Source organism: Microbacterium sp. HJ5 (genome assembly GCF_054824025.1).
Genome location: NZ_JSYE01000016.1, coordinates 43658 through 62092, shown reverse-complemented (window position 1 = coordinate 62092; position 18435 = coordinate 43658). Strand labels below are relative to the sequence as shown.

The 18435-nt window shown below is 71.4% G+C and carries 21 protein-coding genes; 13 read left to right on the top strand and 8 right to left on the bottom strand.

Features of this window, described 5'->3' with window-relative positions; genetic code table 11:
* The first annotated feature begins 14 nt into the window (after positions 1 to 14).
* The 3 genes from OB08_RS09090 (at position 15) to OB08_RS09080 (ending at position 2163) form a co-directional block, all read left to right on the top strand.
* On the top strand, positions 15 to 776 hold the full coding sequence (locus tag OB08_RS09090; RefSeq protein ID WP_461474126.1) for a PspA/IM30 family protein: 762 nt from the start codon (positions 15 to 17) through the stop codon (positions 774 to 776).
* A 107-nt stretch (positions 777 to 883) separates the two neighbouring features.
* Entirely contained in the window at positions 884 to 1705 is an 822-nt protein-coding gene (locus OB08_RS09085; protein WP_461474125.1) for an arginase family protein, read from the top strand.
* Positions 1702 to 2163, top strand: a complete 462-nt coding sequence (locus tag OB08_RS09080; RefSeq protein WP_461474124.1) for a Fe-S oxidoreductase — start codon at positions 1702 to 1704, stop codon at positions 2161 to 2163. The genes OB08_RS09085 and OB08_RS09080 overlap by 4 nt, the downstream gene beginning before the upstream one ends.
* A gap of 39 nt (positions 2164 to 2202) precedes the next feature.
* Here the strand turns inward: OB08_RS09080 and OB08_RS09075 are convergent, their stop codons facing one another.
* The 4 genes from OB08_RS09075 to OB08_RS09060 all read right to left on the bottom strand — a co-directional run bounded on the left by OB08_RS09075 (position 2203) and on the right by OB08_RS09060 (position 4389).
* Positions 2203 to 2520 (bottom strand): hypothetical protein, encoded by a 318-nt coding sequence (locus tag OB08_RS09075; RefSeq protein WP_461474123.1) that lies wholly within the window; start codon positions 2518 to 2520, stop codon positions 2203 to 2205.
* A 117-nt stretch (positions 2521 to 2637) separates the two neighbouring features.
* The gene (locus tag OB08_RS09070; RefSeq protein ID WP_461474122.1) at positions 2638 to 3099 is read right to left on the bottom strand and encodes an SIP domain-containing protein; all 462 of its coding nucleotides are present in this window, start codon (positions 3097 to 3099) and stop codon (positions 2638 to 2640) included.
* Positions 3100 to 3154: 55 nt separating this feature from the next.
* Entirely contained in the window at positions 3155 to 3886 is a 732-nt protein-coding gene (locus OB08_RS09065; protein WP_461474121.1) for a tyrosine-protein phosphatase, read from the bottom strand.
* On the bottom strand, positions 3880 to 4389 hold the full coding sequence (locus tag OB08_RS09060; RefSeq protein ID WP_461474120.1) for a carboxymuconolactone decarboxylase family protein: 510 nt from the start codon (positions 4387 to 4389) through the stop codon (positions 3880 to 3882). Before OB08_RS09060 ends, OB08_RS09065 begins: the two co-directional genes overlap by 7 nt.
* A gap of 75 nt (positions 4390 to 4464) precedes the next feature.
* On the opposite strand from OB08_RS09060, the gene OB08_RS09055 reads away from it, so the two are divergent.
* The 8 genes from OB08_RS09055 (at position 4465) to OB08_RS09020 (ending at position 12187) form a co-directional block, all read left to right on the top strand.
* Positions 4465 to 5427 (top strand): alpha/beta fold hydrolase, encoded by a 963-nt coding sequence (locus tag OB08_RS09055; RefSeq protein ID WP_461474119.1) that lies wholly within the window; start codon positions 4465 to 4467, stop codon positions 5425 to 5427.
* Positions 5428 to 5567: 140 nt separating this feature from the next.
* A complete protein-coding gene (locus OB08_RS09050; RefSeq protein WP_461474118.1) occupies positions 5568 to 7079 on the top strand; it encodes an ABC transporter substrate-binding protein in 1512 nt (503 codons plus the stop codon).
* Positions 7076 to 8026, top strand: a complete 951-nt coding sequence (locus OB08_RS09045) for an ABC transporter permease (protein WP_461474117.1) — start codon at positions 7076 to 7078, stop codon at positions 8024 to 8026. Before OB08_RS09050 ends, OB08_RS09045 begins: the two co-directional genes overlap by 4 nt.
* A gap of 17 nt (positions 8027 to 8043) precedes the next feature.
* Positions 8044 to 8964, top strand: a complete 921-nt coding sequence (locus OB08_RS09040) for an ABC transporter permease (protein ID WP_461474172.1) — start codon at positions 8044 to 8046, stop codon at positions 8962 to 8964.
* Entirely contained in the window at positions 8961 to 9764 is an 804-nt protein-coding gene (locus tag OB08_RS09035; RefSeq protein WP_461474116.1) for an ATP-binding cassette domain-containing protein, read from the top strand. The genes OB08_RS09040 and OB08_RS09035 overlap by 4 nt, the downstream gene beginning before the upstream one ends.
* Complete coding sequence (locus OB08_RS09030; RefSeq protein WP_461474115.1) at positions 9761 to 10561, top strand: ABC transporter ATP-binding protein; 801 nt, start codon at positions 9761 to 9763, stop codon at positions 10559 to 10561. Before OB08_RS09035 ends, OB08_RS09030 begins: the two co-directional genes overlap by 4 nt.
* An 80-nt stretch (positions 10562 to 10641) precedes the next feature.
* Positions 10642 to 11718: a M4 family metallopeptidase gene (locus tag OB08_RS09025; protein WP_461474114.1), complete on the top strand. Its 1077-nt coding sequence runs from the start codon at positions 10642 to 10644 to the stop codon at positions 11716 to 11718.
* Between the two features lie 94 nt (positions 11719 to 11812).
* Positions 11813 to 12187: a hypothetical protein gene (locus OB08_RS09020; RefSeq protein ID WP_461474113.1), complete on the top strand. Its 375-nt coding sequence runs from the start codon at positions 11813 to 11815 to the stop codon at positions 12185 to 12187.
* Between the two features lie 15 nt (positions 12188 to 12202).
* On the opposite strand, the gene OB08_RS09015 is transcribed toward OB08_RS09020, so the two are convergent.
* Together OB08_RS09015 and OB08_RS09010 are read right to left on the bottom strand one after the other, a co-directional pair.
* Positions 12203 to 12820 (bottom strand): GNAT family N-acetyltransferase, encoded by a 618-nt coding sequence (locus OB08_RS09015; protein WP_461474112.1) that lies wholly within the window; start codon positions 12818 to 12820, stop codon positions 12203 to 12205.
* A gap of 9 nt (positions 12821 to 12829) precedes the next feature.
* Positions 12830 to 13528, bottom strand: a complete 699-nt coding sequence (locus OB08_RS09010; protein WP_461474171.1) for a uracil-DNA glycosylase — start codon at positions 13526 to 13528, stop codon at positions 12830 to 12832.
* 80 nt (positions 13529 to 13608) lie between these two features.
* On the opposite strand from OB08_RS09010, the gene OB08_RS09005 reads away from it, so the two are divergent.
* Positions 13609 to 15093: an MFS transporter gene (locus tag OB08_RS09005; RefSeq protein ID WP_461474111.1), complete on the top strand. Its 1485-nt coding sequence runs from the start codon at positions 13609 to 13611 to the stop codon at positions 15091 to 15093.
* A gap of 107 nt (positions 15094 to 15200) precedes the next feature.
* On the opposite strand, the gene OB08_RS09000 is transcribed toward OB08_RS09005, so the two are convergent.
* Positions 15201 to 16067, bottom strand: coding sequence for a metal-dependent hydrolase (locus tag OB08_RS09000; RefSeq protein WP_461474110.1), 867 nt, complete (start codon positions 16065 to 16067; stop codon positions 15201 to 15203).
* A complete protein-coding gene (locus tag OB08_RS08995; RefSeq protein ID WP_461474109.1) occupies positions 16064 to 16852 on the bottom strand; it encodes an SDR family oxidoreductase in 789 nt (262 codons plus the stop codon). The genes OB08_RS09000 and OB08_RS08995 overlap by 4 nt, the downstream gene beginning before the upstream one ends.
* Positions 16853 to 17011: 159 nt before the next feature.
* On the opposite strand from OB08_RS08995, the gene OB08_RS08990 reads away from it, so the two are divergent.
* Entirely contained in the window at positions 17012 to 18334 is a 1323-nt protein-coding gene (locus OB08_RS08990) for a bifunctional o-acetylhomoserine/o-acetylserine sulfhydrylase (protein ID WP_461474108.1), read from the top strand.
* Positions 18335 to 18435: the final 101 nt, after the last annotated feature.

The following is an 18435-nucleotide window of genomic DNA, read 5'->3' as shown; positions in this document are numbered from 1 at the left end:
AGGAAGGAAATCCGATGGCCAAGCAGTCCATCTTCGGTCGCATCTCCACCCTGGTGAAGGCGAACATCAACGCACTCCTCGACTCCGCCGAGGACCCGCAGAAGATGCTCGACCAGCTCGTTCGCGACTACACCAACTCGATCGCCGACGCCGAGGCCGCCATCGCCGAGACGATCGGCAACCTGCGCCTGCTCGAGCGGGACCACCAGGAAGACATCCAGGCGGCCGCCGAGTGGGGCAACAAGGCGCTCGCGGCCAGCCGCAAGGCCGACGAGCTGCGCGGCACCGGCAACACCGCCGACGCCGACAAGTTCGACAATCTCGCCAAGATCGCGCTCCAGCGTCAGATCAGCGAGGAGAACGAGGCCAAGGCGGTCGAGCCCACGATCGCCTCGCAGACCGAGGTCGTCGCGAAGCTCAAGGACGGTCTCAACGGCATGAAGCAGAAGCTGGAGCAGCTGCGCTCGAAGCGCTCCGAGCTGCTGGCGCGTGCCAAGACCGCGGAGGCGCAGAACAAGGTCCACGACGCGGTGAAGTCGATCGACGTCCTCGACCCGACGAGCGAGCTCGGCCGGTTCGAAGACAAGGTCCGCCGCCAGGAGGCCCTCGCTGCCGGCAAGCAGGAGCTCGCGGCATCCAGCCTCGACGCGCAGTTCGAGAGCCTCGAGGACGTGGGCGAGCTGACCGAGGTCGAGGCCCGTCTCGCCGCGCTCAAGTCCGGCCAGGCACCCGCCCAGGCGGCGATCGACGCACCGAGCGCCCCCTACACGCCGTAACCGATCGTCGAAGGGCGTCGCTCCTCGGAGCGGCGCCCTTCGACGTGTTCGCGCACGGCGTGCGCACCCGCGTGCGCACACGATGCCGGCTGCGAGAGGATGAGGGGATGACGCGCTACCTCGTGGTCCCGCAATGGCAGGGAAGCCCGTCCTCGCGGGCGATGCAGCTCATCGACGGGGCGCACGCGATCGCCGGCGACCTGCCGCGCAGCGCGACCACGATCCTCGACGTTCCGATGGAGGCCGGCGAGGCGCTGGGCACGGGCATCCATCGCCTGAGCGCGCTTCAGCGCGTGCGCGAGCTGATCGGGTCAGAGCTCGACGGCTCCGGCGACCCCGTCCTCGCCGTCGGCGGAGACTGCGGCATCGCCCTCGAGCCGATCGCGCACGCGGCGCGGCGCGTCCCGAATCTGGCCGTGGTGTGGATGGATGCCCACCCCGACCTCAACGCACCCGCGTCGTCGCCGTCAGGGGCGTTCGCAGGGATGGTGCTGCGCGCGGTGCTCGGCGAGGGCGAGCCCGCGCTCACGATCCCGGCGGGCACGGTCGCGCCGGCGCGCACGTTCGTGGTCGGTGCCCGCTCGTACGACCAGGACGAGCTCGACGCGGTCGCCGCTCTCGGCATCACCACGCTCCCCGTCGACGCGCTCGAGGATCCGGAGGTCCTGGCCGCCGCGGTGCGCGCCAGCGGCGCGGACGGCGTCTACGTCCACGTCGACGTGGACGTGCTCGACCCGGCCGAGGTCGCGGGTAACGCGCACCCCGAGCCCTTCGGGCTCACCGTGACCCAGCTCACGGCCGCCATCGCGCGGCTCCGCGCCGAGGTCCCGCTCGTCGGCGCCTCGCTCGCGGGCTACTCCCCCGCGTCCGCGGCGTCCGCCACCGACGACCTCGGTGCGATCCTCCGGGTGGTCGGAGCTCTCGCATGAGTCCGATCCAGACGCCTCCGGCGGGCTGGCGCGCGAGAGCGGATGCCGCGCTCGAACGCGGGCGCCGGTTCGACCGGCTCATCCCGTCGTTCCTTCTCGACTCTCCGATCAGCCGCGTCGGCTACTGGTACGGCAACGCCGTCGGCTGGGTATGGGGCACGCTGTGGTCGACCGGGCGCGTCGAGCGGCGCGAGGGGCTGTGGGTCTTCCGCGGAATGCCGGGCTGGACGTTCGCGCGCGGCGGCGTGTGCGTGGGCGGATGCTTCCTCACCGGCGATGCGCGGATCAGCGACGCGCTGCTGCGGCACGAGGCGGTGCACAAGGCGCAGTGGCGGCGCTACGGCCTCCTCATGCCTTTCCTGTACCTGTTCGCCGGACGCGATCCGCTGCGCAACCGATTCGAGATCGAGGCCGGGCTCGAAGACGGCAACTACGTGCCCAGGCGCGGCCGACGATGAGGCGCGGCCGGGATCGACCCGGCCGCGCCTCCGCTCACGCTACTTGTTCGGGTTCGGGTACATGTGGGCGTTGCAACCCTCTTCGCCGAACGGCGTGCTCACCGACGACGCACCCCGGGTGGCGACCGCGTGGCGCACCTCCCTGGGGATGTGACCCCAGTTCTGCACGACGCCCGGGTCGACCGGCTCCTCGAAATCGAAGTCCTCCAGACCCGAGTACGCGCACAGCGACTTCGCCTTGTACCCGGCGGGCGTCTCCTCGCCGTTCCCGCCACGCTCCCCAGCGAATGCGCCGCCCGTCGAACCGAGCGCGATCACGGCCCCGACCGCGACCCCCAGCAGAATTCCTCTGCGCATTTTCTCTCCCCTATCGATGTGTGCGACGAGCGGCATCGCTCGTCGGCGCTCATCGAACTCCTCGAGGGGGACGGCGTCAAGAGGGGAAACGCCCTAGGGAGCGCTCAACGGCTCAGATCAGCGCGCAGTGGCCAGGCCGTACTGGGCCGGCGTGTGGATGGCCGTCGCGGCGACGCCCATGCCGGTGAGGTGATCCACGATGTCGGCCGTGCCGAGATATCCGCCCATCAGGTGGATGCGGGTCTCGTCGTCTTCGACGCAGAGCATCTCGTCGGCCCAGGCGATCACGGCGCGCGACAGCGCCTCGCCGGCCGCGCAGCCGCGGCCCGTGCCGGGGGCGCCCGAGCGCTGCGACCGGTCGAGCCAGGTCAGCACCATGCGGGTCGGCACGACGATGTCGGCCTGCCACGAGGCATCCGGAATCTCGATGAACACGCGACCGGTCGAGCAGATCGGCAGCGTCGCGAGCATCGCCTCGAGCTCGGCGAGCGAGGACTCGTCGGCGGTGATGAGGTGCTGCACGCGCGTGTGCCGGGAGGTGCGGCAGGCCGCGGCGCTGTGCTCGGCGGAGTGGTTCATGACGCTTCCACTATACCGCGGATGTAGGGTTGCCTAACCTCACTGCAACACACGGTCACGGCTCGCGGAGGAGCACCCGCCGCAGTTCGGCGATCTCGTCGTCGCCGAGCCCGTGCGCGCGCAGATACTCGGCCGGTGACCCGAACCGTGCGGTGACGTCGTCGAGGAGCGCGCGCATGACCGGTGCCGGCGACTTCGTCGCCAGGTCTTCGAGGTGGACCGCCTGGGGATGCATCGACCGCAGGAAGCCGACGATGCGGCGATTGCGCCACTCGGGCAGCAGACCCTCGGTGCGCGCATAGTCGGCGACTACGGCGTCGGGCTCGACGCCCGCGGCCGCGAGGGTCAGCGCCACCGTGACCCCGGTGCGGTCCTTGCCGACCGTGCAGTGCACGAGCACCGGCTGATCCGTGACGATGCCCCTCACGACCTCGACCACGCCGGCCGACGAGTCGTCGACCAGCCGCCGGTACATCTCCTCGAGGCTGATGTCGTCGGCGAAGAAGGACTCGACCGAGCCGAGGAACAGGGGCACCCGCTGCGTGAAGACGTCCAGACCGTCGATGCGACTGGGCGCGTGCGCGACCTCGTCGTCCGCACGCAGGTCGATGATGCGCCGCAGCCCCAGCCCGCCGAGCGCCGCAGTGCCGCGCTCGTCGAGCTGCGCGAGGTTGCCCGAGCGGAACAGGACGCCGTGGCGGGTCACCGCAGCGCCGGCGGGCAGGCCGCCGACGTCGCGCAGATTGACCGCGCCGGAGACGACGGGGTCGGTGGAGTCCGTCACCATGCAGCGCCGGAAGCGGCATCCTTGTCTTCGCCGACCAGGTCGTCGCGCGGCGGTGTGCTGTAGCGACCGGCGATCGCGATGCGGTTGAACGCGTTGATCGACACGAGGATCCAGCTGAGCGCGACGTACTCCTTCTCGCTGAGGATCGTGCCCACCCGGTTGTACACGTCGTCGGGGACGCCTTCCTCGTGGATGAAGACGAACGACTCGGCGAGCTCGAGACCGGCCCGCTCACGGTCGGAGAAGACCCCGGACTCGCGCCACACCGGCAGCTGCCCGATCACGTCGGCGGTGACGCCGGCCTTGACCGCGCGCTCGATGTGCACGCGCACGCAGTAGGCGCAGCCGTTGAGCTGTGACGTGTGGATCTGCACCAGCTCCTTCAGGCGATCGTCGATCCCGCCCTCGCCGGCGATGCCGCCGACGGTCTTCGAGAACGCCGCGAGCGCCTGGTAGGCCGGCGGAGCCGAACGGGACAGGTGGACACGCCGCTCTTCGCTCATGCCGCCAGCCTACCCACGCGCCTCCCGCCGGGGCGGGCCGGACGAGGACCTCCGCGAGTGGAGGACAATGGCGGGGTGAGCGACCCCTTCGACGAGTTCTCCTTCCTCCCCGAGCAGGCCGCGGACGCCGGTATCGACGACCCCCTCCCCCGCGGCGAGCGCCTGACGCTCAGCCTCCCCGACGGCCGGGTGCTGAGCGCGCTGCGGTACACACCGGAAGGGATGACGGATGCCGCGCCCGTCGTGACGTTCCTGCACGGCGCGGGCCTCAACGCCCACACGTGGGACACCACCGTCCTCGCGCTCGGGCTCCCGGCCCTCTCGATCGACCTCCCCGGGCACGGCGACTCATCGTGGCGCGACGACTTCGCGTACGTGGCGCGCGTCCTCGCCCCGGATGCCGCCGCGGGCATCGACGCGTGGACGACCGGCCCACAGGTGCTCGTGGGCCAGTCGCTCGGCGGGCTGACGGCCGCGGCGGTCGCGGCATCCCGCCCCGATCTCGTGCGCGAGCTCGTCGTCATCGACATCACCCCCGGCGTCGACCCGAACGCCGGGCCCACGCAGATCCGCCAGTTCTTCGCGGGCCCCACCGACTGGGCGTCGCGCGACGAGCTCGTCGACCGCGCCCTCGCCTTCGGCCTCGGCGGCGGCACGCGCCGCAAGGCCGAGCGCGGCGTGTACTTCAACTCGCGCATCCGTCCCGACGGGCGCGTCGAGTGGAAGCACCACTTCGCCCACCTCGCCGCCGCGATGGCGGCGGCTGCGCCTCCCGCCGGGACGACGGCTCCGTCGCCGCAGCCCGACGCCGTCTCGGCGGTGCTCGGCGAGTCGGGCTGGGAAGACCTCGCCGCCGTCGCGGCGCCCACGACGCTCATCCGCGGCTCCCGCGGATACGTCACGGAGGCGGACGCGTCGACCTTCGCCGAACGGCTGCCCGAGGCATCCGTCCTCGTCATGGAAGCCGGGCACAACGTGCAGGAGGACGCCGCCATCGAGCTCGGCCGCACCCTGCGGGACCTGGCGGGGAACGATTAACACTTCTGTTGCGTTCGATGTAGCAGGTTCCTCGCGGCACTCCCGCGCTGAATAGGCTTGTCTCTCGCGGCTCCCGTCCTCGCCCGAAATGACCGGGAGCGCGTCCGCACCCCACGCGGATCCCCTCCGAAAGGACCCCCATGCCCCGTCGCACCGCCATCGTCGCGACCTCTCTCCTCGCCGCCGGAGCCCTGCTCCTGACCGCTTGCGGCGGTCAGTCCGAGCCCTCGTCGACCACGACGGCACCGCCCGACCCGGACGCGTCGGCGGCGATCCGGCTCGTGCTCGAGCCCGAGAACCTCGACATCCGGCAGACGGCGGGCGCAGCGCTCGACCAGATCCTGGTCGACAACGTCTACGAGGGCCTGGTCGCACGCACCCCCGAGCAGGAGATCGTCCCGTCGCTCGCAACCGACTGGACGGTGTCGCCGGACGGGCTGACCTACACCTTCACGCTGCGCGAGGGCGTCACGTTCCACGACGGCCAGGAGCTGACCCCGCAGGACGCCGTGTGGTCGCTCGCCACGCGCAAGGCCACGCCGGAGTGGCGGGACTCCGCCCGGCTCGCGAACGTGGAGTCCATCACCGCCGAGGGACAGGACATCGCGCTCCGCCTCGCCGAACCCGACTCCACCCTGCTGTGGAACCTCACGGGTCGCGCCGGACTCGTGTTCAAGGAAGGCGACACCGTCGACTACAGCACGGCGGCCAACGGCACCGGTCCGTTCCGGCTCGACGACTGGCGCCAGGGCGACAGCATCACCTACTCGCGCAACGAGGAGTACTGGGGCGACAAGGCGCAGGTGGCCGAGGTGGTCTTCGACTACATCCCCGACAACCAGGCCGCCCTCAACGCCGCGCTCGCCGGCGAGGTCGACGTGGTGACCGGCTTCGACGCCAACCTCAAGGACCAGATCGAGCAGAGCGGCGACTTCGCGCTCGTGCTCGGGCAGTCCACCGACAAGGGCACACTGGCGTTCAACCAGAAGGACGGCAGCCCGCTCGCCGATCAGCGCGTGCGCCAGGCGATCCGCCAGGCGATCGACCACGACGCCTTCGTCGAAGCGCTCGCGTCGGGCGAGACGCAGTACGGCCCGATCCCGTCGCTCGACCCCGGCTACGAAGACCTCGCCGACGTCGCGCCGTTCGATCCCGAGGCCGCGCGCGCCCTCCTCGAAGAGGCCGGGGTCGAGGACCTCGAGCTCACGCTCACGATCCCGAACTTCTACTCCACGACGATCCCCCAGATCCTCGTGTCCAACCTCAACGACGTGGGCATCACGCTCGAGGTCGACTCGGTCGACTTCTCGACCTGGCTCAACGACGTCTACATCAACCAGGACTACGACCTGAGCTTCGTGCTGCACACCGAGGCGCGCGACTTCGAGAACTGGGCGAACCCGGACTACTACTTCACCTACGACAACCCCGAGGTGCAGGACCTCTACGCGAAGTCCCTCGCCGCCACCGACGAGGAGGAGGCGGCCGCGCTGCTGGCCGAGGCGGCGCGCATCGTGTCGGAGGACGCCGCGGCCGACTGGCTCTACAACGGGGCATCCGTCGTCGCGGTCGGCACTAACATCACGGGTATGCCCTCGATCAACGTGAACGAGCGCCTCGATCTCTCCGAGCTGGCCAAGAGCAACGGGTGATCCGATACACGCTGACGCGTCTGGCCCTGCTCCTGCTCGGCTTGCTCGTCGCCAGCGTGCTGATCTTCCTCTCGCTGCGGGTGCTTCCCGGTGACGTCGCCCAGCTCATCGCCGGCGTCAACAGCACCCCGGGCCAGGTCGAGGCGATCCGCGAGCGGCTCGGGCTCGATCAGCCCCTCCCCGCACAGTACGTCGACTGGATCGGCGGCGTGCTGCGCGGCGACCTCGGCACCTCGCTCCTGACCGGGTCGACGGTCGCGAGCGAGCTCGCCGAGAAGGCGCAGGTCACCGTGCCGCTCGGCATCATGGCGCTGCTGATCGCCGTCGTCTTCAGCGTCCCCCTCGGCGTGCTGTCGGCGATGCGTCGCGGCCGCGCCGACGGCACGGCGCTGAGCGTCGGCGCGCAGACGCTCGCCGCCGTCCCCGTCGTGTGGGCCGGAATGATGCTCGTCGTGGTGTTCGCCGTGTGGCTCGGGTGGCTTCCCGCACAGGGATTCCCCCGCGCCGGGTGGAGCGACCCGTGGGCGGCGATGCGCGCCCTCATCCTGCCCGCCCTCACGATCGGCATCGTCGAGGGCGCCATGCTCATGCGGTTCGTGCGCAGCGCGACGCTGCAGGCGACCGGCCAGGACCACGTGCGCACCGGGGCGGCGAAGGGGCTCACCCGCAACGCCGCGCTGATCCGCCACGGCCTGCCCGACGTCGGCCTTTCGGTCATCACCGTGCTCGGCCTGCAGGTCGCGGGCATCATCGTGGGCGCCGTGATAATCGAGCAGCTGTTCACCCTGCCGGGCATCGGGCGGATGCTCGTCGCCGACGTCGGCGCCCGCGACCTGCCGAAGGTGCAGGGCGAGCTCCTCGTGCTCACCGGCTTCGTGCTCATCGTCGGCTTCGTGGTCGACCTGGTGCACCGGGTCATCGACCCCCGGCAGCGGGAGGCCTCGTGAGCGCCGCGCCGCAGCCGATGGATCGAGCGGATGCCTCGACCCGGGCCCGCCCGTCGCGATGGGCCTGGCTGGGCCGGCTCTGGCATCTCTCGACCGGCCGCTTCGGGCTCATCGTCGTGGCGGTCGTGGTCGCCACCGCCGTCGTCGCCCGCTTCTGGACCCCGTTCGACCCGCAGCAGATCGACATCGCCGACCGCTGGGCGCCGCCGGGCTGGCCGCACCTTCTCGGCACCGATGCGACGGGTCGCGACATCCTGAGCCTGCTGATGGCCGGGGCGCGCACGACGATCTTCGTCGCCGTCGGCGCCGGGCTCGTCGCGACGCTCGTCGGCATCGCGCTCGCCGCCCTCGGGGCTCTCACGGCGCGATGGCTGCGGGAATCGGTCGCGGTGTTCGTCGACATCCTCATCGCCTTCCCCGTGCTGATCATCGCGATGATGATCTCGGCGGTGTGGGGCGGGTCGCTGTGGGTCGTGATCTGGTCGGTCGGCATCGGGTTCGGCGTGAACATCGCGCGCGTCACGCGGCCCGAGCTGCGACGCGTGCTGCACAGCGACTTCGTGCTCGCCGGGCGCGCGTCGGGCCTCACGCCCGCTCAGAACCTCGTGCGGCACCTGCTGCCGAACGTCGCTCCGGTCTTCATCGTCCAGCTGTCGTGGGGCATGGCGGTGGCGGTCCTCGCCGAGGCCGGCCTGTCTTACCTCGGCTTCGGCGCCCCCGTGACCGAGCCGTCCTGGGGCCTGCTGCTGGCCGAGCTGCAGCAGTTCATCACCGTGCATCCGCTCTCGGTCGTGTGGCCGGGGCTCGCGATCACCCTCACGGTGCTCGGGCTGAACCTCCTCGGCGACGGCCTCCGTGAGGCGACCGACCCGACGCTCAGCCGCGCCCGGGGCGCCGCGCGCGTGGCGCGGACCCACCTGCCCGAGGTGGTCTCGTGAGCCTGGAGGTGCGGGATCTCACCATCGAGATCGGCGGCCGTCGCGTCGTCGACGGCATCGGCTTCTCCGTGCCCGACGGCGCGCGCGTCGGGCTCATCGGCGAATCCGGGTCGGGCAAGTCGCTCACCGCGCTCGCGATCCTCGGGCTGCTGCCCGACGGGGCGACCGCCACCGGGAGCATCCGATGGAACGGCCGCGAGCTGATCGGGCTGTCCGACCGGCAGCTGGCCGAGTTGCGCGGCGACGAGATCGGCATGGTCTTCCAGGAGCCCCGGACCGCGCTCAACCCGATCCGCACGGTGGGTCGCCAGATCGCCGAGTCGATCCGCATCCACGAGAAGGCGTCGAAGAAGGATGCCGCGACCCGCGCCGTCGAGGAGGCGTCCCGCGTGGCCCTGCCCGACCCCGGACGGATCGTCTCGCGCTACCCGCATCAGCTGTCCGGAGGCCAGCGCCAGCGCGTGGCCATCGCGATGGCGCTCGCGTGCCGTCCACGGCTCCTGATCGCGGACGAACCGACCACCGCGCTCGACGTCACGATCCAGGCGGAGATCCTCGAACTGCTGCTGTCGCTCGTAGAGGACGACGGCATGTCGCTCGTCTTCATCACCCACGACCTCGCGGTGCTCTCCCAGATCGCCACGCACGGCGTGGTGCTCGAAGACGGCCGCGTCGTCGAGGACGCACCGGTGCCGCAGCTGCTGAGCGCTCCGGCATCGCACGTCACGCAGGGTCTGCTCCGCGATGCAACCGCGACGCTCTGGCGACCCGGCGGCCGATCCGGGGAGGGCGCATCGTGACCGACGTCCTGATCAGCGCACGCGGACTCACCCGCCACTACCCCGCCCCCAAGGCGACCCTCTTCGGACCGCGCGTGTTCACGACGGGCCTCGAGGACGCCGACCTCGACGTGCGGCAGGGCTCAGCCGTCGGGATCATCGGCGAGTCCGGCTCGGGCAAGTCGACGCTGGTGCGCCTGCTCCTCGCTCTCGACACCCCGACCGCGGGCACGGTCGCGTTCGACGGTCGCGTCGTCGACGCGTCGGCGGGCGCGCGATCCCTGCACTGGCTGCGCCGGCGGACCGGGATCGTCTTCCAGGATCCGTACGCGTCGCTGGACCCGCGCATGAGCGTCGGCCGCATCGTGGGCGAGCCGCTGTGGGCGCTCGGGATCGACGGCGACCGGCGCGCGCGCGTGCGGGAGGTGCTCGAGGACGTGGGGCTCGAGGCGGGCATGGCGGAGCGGTTCCCGCACGAGTTCTCCGGCGGTCAGCGGCAGCGGATCGCCCTGGCCCGAGCGATCGTGCACCGGCCGGAGCTCCTCGTCGGCGATGAGCCGCTGTCGGCGCTCGACGTCACGGTGCGCGCGCAGATCCTCGAGCTGCTGGGCGAGCTGCGGGCTCGCGACGGACTCACGCTGCTGCTCGTCTCGCACGACATCGGCGTGGTCCAGAACCTGTGCGACGAGGTGGTCGTCATGAAGGACGGCCGCGTCGTCGAGGAGGGGCCGACCGAGAAGGTGCTGCTGCAGCCGCAGGTCGCCTATACGCGGCGCCTCCTCGCCTCGATCCCGGTCATCGACCCGGGCACTCGCTGACCCGCCGGGTGCTGTGCCGCCGCACGACGGCGCGCCTCTCGCCCCCGCCCGGCGTCGGGGGTCGGGGCTAGCCTCGGAGCATGGCCCACGCGATCATCCCCCCCTACCTGCTCGCCCGAATCGCCGCCGTGCAGGAGCCCACGTGGGAGAGGGCCGCCCAGGCCGCGCGGTCCACGCTCGCTGCTCCGCGCGAATACCGGCCCGTGCGTTCCCGACTGCGACTGTCGATCGAAGACGAGGGCACTCTGGTCGCCGAGACGACACCCGCTCCCGATCGCGAGATCTCCGATGCGCAGCAGCGCGAGCAGCTTCCGGGGGTGCGCGTGCGGGGAGAGGACGACGAGCCCAGCGGCGACGCCGCCGTCGATGAGGCGTTCGACGGGCTGGGCGCGACGTTCGACTTCCTGTGGGACGCATACGGGCGCAACAGCCTCGACGGCGCCGGCGGAGCACTGCTGGCCACGGTCCACTACGGCGAGGACTACGACAACGCGTTCTGGAACGGCGAGCGGATGGTGTTCGGCGACGGTGACGGCGAGGTGTTCTCGGGGTTCACGGGGTCGCTCACCGTCATCGCGCACGAACTCGCCCACGGTGTCATCGAAGACGAGGGCGGGCTCGTCTACAGCGGCCAGTCGGGCGCGCTCAACGAATCCATCGCCGACGTGTTCGGCTCGCTCGCCGAGCAGCACCACCTCGGCCAGACCGCCGACCAGGCCTCGTGGCTCATCGGCGAGGGCATCTTCACCGACGCCGTCGAGGGCTCCGCGCTGCGGTCGCTCGAGGCTCCCGGCACGGCCTACGACGACGACGTCCTCGGCAAAGACCCGCAGCCCGCGCACATGCGCGACTTCGTGGTCACCCGCGACGACAACGGCGGCGTGCACATCAACTCCGGCATCCCGAATCACGCGTTCTACCTCGTGGCGACCGCGCTCGGCGGCCACGCGTGGGAGCGCGCCGGCCGCATCTGGTTTCGGGCGCTCACGTCGGGCACCCTCTCGCAGACGGCGGATTTCACAGCGTTCGCCGATGCCACCCTGGCCGCCGCCGCAGCGGAGTACGGTGAGGAATCGGAGGAAGCCGCCGCCGTCCGGGCCGCCTGGGCGGGCGTCGGCGTGATCGACGATGCCCGAGTCGCAGAGCCCGCTGCCTGACGCCGCCACGAGCGCGCCCTCGCCGGGGCCTGTCCCCACCCCGTCGCCGGGCCCGTCGCCTGTCCCTCCTCCGCCTGACGGCGAGGTCGGACCGGTGGAGGTCGCCGTGAAGCGCAGCGGCGGGTTCGCCGGCCTGACGAAGCAATGGCGTGCCGAGCCGGCGCAGGCCGACGCGCCCGCCTGGATCGAGCTCATCACGCGGTGCCCGTGGGATGCGCCGACGGAGGCCGAGGCGGAGGCGGCGGACGGCGTGGGCGGCGACGGCGGACCGGATTCGGTTGACGGCGCAGCCGGCGCGCCGGTGCGCCTCGCATCCGCGGGCCCGGGAGCGGACCGCTTCGTGTGGTGGATCCAGGCGCGGTGCGGCGAGGACGAGCAGCGCGAGGCGGAACTGCCCGACGACGAGCTCATCGGGGCCTGGCGCGAGCTGGTCGACGCCGTGCGCGACTGGAGCCGTGCGGCCGGCTGACCCGCGCCTGCGCGATCAGCGGGAGAAAAGGCCCTTCTTCGGCTTCTTGACCGGCTTGAGCTCCTTCTGCAGGTAGATCGTGCCGAGCCAGCGGCCGAACTTGAAGCCGACGCGCCCCATGCGCCCCACCTCGACGAAGCCGAGCTTCTCATGCAGTGCGACCGACCCTTCGGCGCCTTTGTCGCTGATCACCGCGACCATCTGCCGGATGCCCTTCTGCTCGCACGCGGCGATCAGTTCGACCAGCAGCGCCTTGCCGAGCCCCTTGCCCGTCGCGGCCTGCCCGAGGTAGATCGAGTTCTCGACCGAGTAGCGGTATGCGGACTTGCTCGACATCGGCTGAACGAGCGCATACCCGAGGATCTGGCCGGACGGCGATTCGGCCACGAGGAACGGCAGGTCGAGCTTGCGAAGGAAGGCGAGCTTCTCGCGCCACTGCGCGATGGACCACTTCTTCTCGTCGAACGTCACAACCGAGTTGGTCACGTAGTAGTTGTAGATCTCGCGGATGTCGGGGATGTCGCGCTCGGCGACCGGGCGGATCTCGAACGAGAACGGCCGCTCGGGCTCGGGCCGGCGGCGCAGGTGCCGGGGCAGCGTGCGCCGGTCGCGGTCGTATTCCTCCTCGAGCATCACGCCAGCCTACGCGTCGCTCGGAAGCGCCCAGTCGACCGGCCGACCGCCCTGCTCGGCGAGGAGCTCGTTGGCACGCGAGAACGGCCGCGAGCCGAAGAACCCGCGGCTGGCCGACAGCGGCGAGGGGTGCGTGGACTCGATGACGGGCGTGTCGCCGAGCAGCGGACGCAGGTTCGCGGCATCCCGTCCCCAGAGGATCGCGACGAGCGGGCCGCGTCGATCGACTAGGGTGCGGATGGCGTGCTCGGTGACTTTCTCCCACCCCCAGCCGCGGTGGGAAGCGGGCTGTCCCGGGGCCACCGTCAGCACGCGGTTGAGCAGCATGACGCCCTGGTCGCTCCACGCCGAGAGGTCGCCGTGCGGGGCGCGCGGCACGGCGAGATCGGCCTCGAGCTCCTGATAGATGTTCGAGAGGCTGCGAGGCAGCGGGCGTACGTGGCGGTCGACGGCGAAGGACAGACCGATCGGATGCCCCGGCGTCGGGTACGGATCCTGACCGACGATCAGCACCCGCACGTCGGCGAGCGGACGCTGGAACGCGCGCAGCACCCGGTCACCGGCAGGCAGGTACGAGCGGCCCGCGGCGACCTCGGCGCGCAGGCGCTCGCCCAGCACGGCGATGTCGGGGGCGACGGGCTCGAGCGCCGACGCCCATCCCGGATCGATGAGCCCCGCCTCGGCGAGCTCTGGCAGCGTCATCGCCATGCGGCGGTCCGGCGGGGGCTCGGGAAGGTCGTCGTCCACACGCACCCAGACTAGGCGGGGCACGGTGTTAGTCTCGCCCCGTGTCACGCGCCTCCTCCGCCGCCGACCGCCTGCGCGGCTCCGCGCTCGGCATCACCGCCGGTCTCATCGGCTGGTTCGTCCTCGTCGAGGTGACGAGCGGCATCCTGCAGGGTTACTACGTGCCGCTGTTCAGCGACATCGTCGACCAGCTCGGCATCCACGATTCGGATGTCAACTGGTTCGAGGCCGCGCAGCTGCTCCTGTCGGCCCTCGTGGTTCCGATCCTGGCGAAGCTCGGCGACATGTACGGGCACAAGCGCATCCTGCTGATCGCCGCGATCCTCACCGCAGCCGCGAGCTGGTGGCTCGCGTTCGCGGGCGACTTCTGGAGCTTCCTGATCGCGTGGGCGCTGCAGGGTTTCTACGTCGTGTGGCTGCCGCTCGAGATCGCGCTGATCTTCGAGCGGGGCCGGCGCCAGAACCGGGGCGTCTCGCTGACGCGGCGCGCCGCCGGTCTCCTCGTCGTCGGCCTAGAGGCCGGCGCGATCATCGGCGCCCTCGCCGCCGGGCGCATCTTCACCGCCACCGGCGATCTCACCCTCACGCTCACGGTGCCCGCGATCGCCGTGACGCTCGTCTGCCTGGTGATCTGGCTCGGCGTGCCCGAGTCCGAGCCTGTCCGCGGTCGTCGACTCGACACGTGGGGATTCGTGATCCTCGCGCTCGCCCTGCTGCTCGTGACGAGCTCGCTCACCTTCCTCCGGCTCAACGGCGCGGGCTCGCCCCTCGTGTGGCTGCTGCTCGCGCTCGGCATCGTCGGCTTCGTCGTCTTCGTGCTGTTCGAGCTGCGCCAGTCCGATCCTGCGATCGACATCCGCGTGCTGCGCCGGCCCGAGATGTGGCCGGTGCAGGCGACGGCGTTCCTCGTCGGCATCAGCCTGCTGGGTGCGCAGGGGCCGCTGTCGACCTACGCCGGCACCGACTCCTCGCTCGGCTATGGACTGGGGCTCGACGCCGAGGCGCGGTCCTATGTCATCGGCCTCTATCTGGTGTCGCTCATCGTCGGCGCAGTGCTCTTCGCCGTGACCTCGCGCCGCGCCAACCCGCGCCTCATCCTCATCGTGGCGTCGGCGCTCGTGGGGATCGGGTACGCGCTGTTCCTCCCGTTCCACGTCGAGCTGTGGCAGGTGCTGCTCAACCTCTCGATCGCCGGGATCGGCTCGGGCGCGCTCGTCGGCGCCCTGCCCGCCGCGGCGGCCGCGGCGGCGCCGCACGGCCAGACCGGCATCGCCTCGGCGCTGACGAACACCACCAAGACGATCGGCGGCACGTTCGCCTCAGCGATCTTCGGCGTCGTGCTGGCGGCGGGCGCGGGTGTGGTCGCGAGCGAGACCGCGGCGTCGCTCGGCGGCTACCTCGCGGTGTGGTCGATCTGCGCCGCCGGCGGCTTCCTCGCCGCGGTGCTGCTCTTCTTCGTGCCGAAGGTCGCCTTCGCCGACACCCTGCCCGAAGAGGCCGAGGCCGAGGCATCCGTCACCTCCTGAGCCCGCGCGCGCTCGAATCTGTACGAAATCGACCCTCCGCGCGCGCCCGAAGGTCGATTTCGCACAGACCGGCGGAGTGAAGGGGTGGGATGCCGCGGCTCGGCGAGTCAGCGGCGTGACGCGGCCGTCGTCATCACGAGCTCGAGGCCCCCCTCGACGGGAACGAGCTCGAACGAGACCACGGCCGAGGCGAGGTCCGCGAGCGACGAGACGTGCGTGCCGCCGCAGGGGATGCGGGCCTCCGCGCCGGGAAGCTCGCACACCCACGTGCGGCGGTCGGCGAGCGCCGGGCCTTCGGTCTCGATGCGCACCGCGCCGCCGGTCGCGAGCCACTCGGCGAGGCGCGCGTTCACGTCCGCCGCGAGCGCGTCGAGGTCGTCCAGCGCCGCCGGGTCGAAGCCCTTGCGGCGCAGGGACTTGCCGACGCGGTACACGTCGCGCGAGCCGTCGGGGAGGATGCGGGACTCCTGGATCGCGAGCGCGTCGAACGCCGGGGCGCCGAGCGCATCGGCGGGTGCCTCTTTGCGCCAGGCGCCGGCAAGAGCGGCGTCGAGCGCGAGCGAGGCGAGGTGGCACGCGGTGTGGCCCGCCGAGAGCTGCGCGCGGTACGCAGCATCCGCTTCGATCTCGACGGCATCACCCTCGGCGACGTCCGCGCCTTCGACCAGATGCGCGACGACGAAGGTCCAGCCCTCGGTGCCGGTGCGCACGGGGACGTCCGGTCCGAGGAGCAGCGCGTCGCCCTGCGACGCACCGACGACGGCGTCCACGACGGGGAACTCGCGTCCGCCGGCGCGGAGCACACCGCGGTCGGCGGGCTGATCGGGCCACGCGGTGTCGACCGGATGGAAGGCGGTGGTGTCGAGCACGATCGCGGAACGGCCGTCGCCGGCATCGGCGACGTGGAGCACCGTGGCGCTCGCGCCCGTCGCGCCGCCCGGGTACGTGATCGTCGAGCCGGACGCCGGGATCACGTGAGGCCCCCCTCGCCGCGCGGCCGGAGCGGTCCGCGGGCGAGAAGATGCTGAGCGGACTGCGCCACTGGCCGCATCGTGACGAGGTCGAGGTTGACGTGCCCGGGAGCATCCAGCGCGTAGGCGATCACGTCGGCGACGTCTTCGGCGGTCAACGGCGCCTCGACCCCCTCGTACACGCGCTCGGCGGCGACCTTGTCGCCGAGCCGGTTCGCGGTGAACTCCTCGGTGTGGACCATGCCCGGCGCGATCTCGATGACCCGGATCGGCTCGCCGTTGAGCTCGAGCCGGAGCGCGTGGGCGAGCATCGCCTCGCCCGCCTTCGCCGCGTTGTAGCCCGCGCCGCCGGCGTACGCCGTCTGCGCGGCCGTCGAGGTGACGAAGAGGGCGTCGGCGTGCCCGGACTCTCCTGCGGCATGGCGCAGCTGCGGCAGGAGCGCCGCGACGAGGCGCTGCGACGAGAGCACGTTGACGTCGAACATCCACTGCCAGTCCTCGGCGCGTCCGTCCTCGACGCGATCGGCCCCTCGTGCACCGCCGGCGATGTGGACGAGGGAGTGCACGGGTCCGGAGTCCGACAGGAACTCGGCGAGCGCCTCGACGTCGGCGTCGGACGTGAGGTCGGCGGCGAAGGCCACGGCGCCGATCTCGGCCTCGAGCTTCTCGAGGCGATCCGCGCGGCGGGCGACGGCGACCACGTCCCAGCCCCGCGAGCGCAGCGCCCGCGCCGTCGCCTCCCCGATCCCCGAACTGGCCCCGGTCACCACCGCACGTCTGGTCGTCATGACTCCACGGTACCCATCCGGATCCGCGATCGGCGTCGCCGCCGGGCGCCGGAGGTTACGTCACATTTCCCCCTCGTTGTTGACAGGGGCGTGGCATCCGTACTCTCGATCCGGTCGGGGGACGTCGTCCCCACCCCACCGAACCCGCAGGAGCTAGCCGTGTCCGCACCCGAGAACTGGCGTTTCGAGACCAAGCAGATCCACTCCGGCGCCGCGCCGGACCCGGTCACCAAGGCTCGCGCCACGCCCATCTACCAGACGACGTCGTACGTCTTCGACAACGCCGACCACGCGGCCAACCTCTTCGCGCTGGCCGAGTTCGGCAACATCTACACGCGCATCCAGAACCCGACGCAGGCCGTCGTCGAGGAGCGCCTCGCCGCACTCGAGGGCGGCACCGGTGCGCTCCTCGTCGCGAGCGGTCAGGCAGCCGAGACGTTCGCGGTCCTCAACATCGCCGAGGCAGGCGACCACATCGTGTCGTCGAGCTCGATCTACGGCGGCACCTACAACCTCTTCAAGTACACGCTCGCCAAGCTCGGCATCGAGACGACCTTCGTCGAGAACCAGGACGACCCCGAGGAGTGGCGCCGCGCGGTGCGCCCGAACACGAAGCTCTTCTTCGCCGAGACCATCGGCAACCCGAAGATCAACGTGCTCGACATCCGCACGGTCGCCGACGTCGCGCACGAAGCCGGCATCCCGCTGATCGTCGACAACACGATCGCGACGCCCTACCTCATCAAGCCGTTCGAGCACGGCGCCGACATCGTCATCCACTCGGCGACGAAGTTCCTGGGCGGCCACGGCACCGTCATCGGCGGCGTGATCGTCGACGGCGGCACCTTCAAGTGGTCCGAGAACGTCGAGAAGTTCCCCGGCCTCACGGTGCCCGACCCGTCGTACCACGGCGCGTCGTACACGGCTGCGGTGGGCGACGCCCTGGCGTACGTCATCAAGGCGCGCGTCCAGCTGCTGCGCGACCTCGGCGCCGCGATCGCACCGCAGAGCGCGTGGCTGCTCATCCAGGGCATCGAGACCCTGTCGCTGCGCATCGAGCGTCACGTGCAGAACGCGCAGGAGATCGCCGAGTGGCTCGAGAACCAGGCCGACGTCGCGTCGGTCAACTACTCCGGCCTGCCCACGTCGCCGTGGTACGCCGCGGCCAACAAGTATGCGCCGAAGGGCGTGGGCGCGGTCCTGTCATTCGAGCTGAAGGGCGGCGTCGAGGCCGGCCGCGAGTTCGTCAACTCGCTGACCCTCTTCAGCCACCTGGCCAACATCGGCGACGTGCGCTCGCTCGTCATCCACCCGGCGTCGACCACGCACTCGCAGCTCACGCCCGAGCAGCAGCTCACCACCGGCGTGACGCCCGGACTCGTGCGCCTCTCGGTGGGCCTCGAGAACATCGACGACCTGAAGGCCGACCTCGAGCAGGCCCTCGCGGCCGCGCGTCGCGTGTCGGAGGCCGCACGCGCCTGACGTCAGACCGAGCTGAGCGGATGCCTCGACCCCACGCGGGCCGGGGCATCCGCCGTTCACGGCGCCACGCTCCGACGGTGCAGGTCACGGGGCACGCGGGC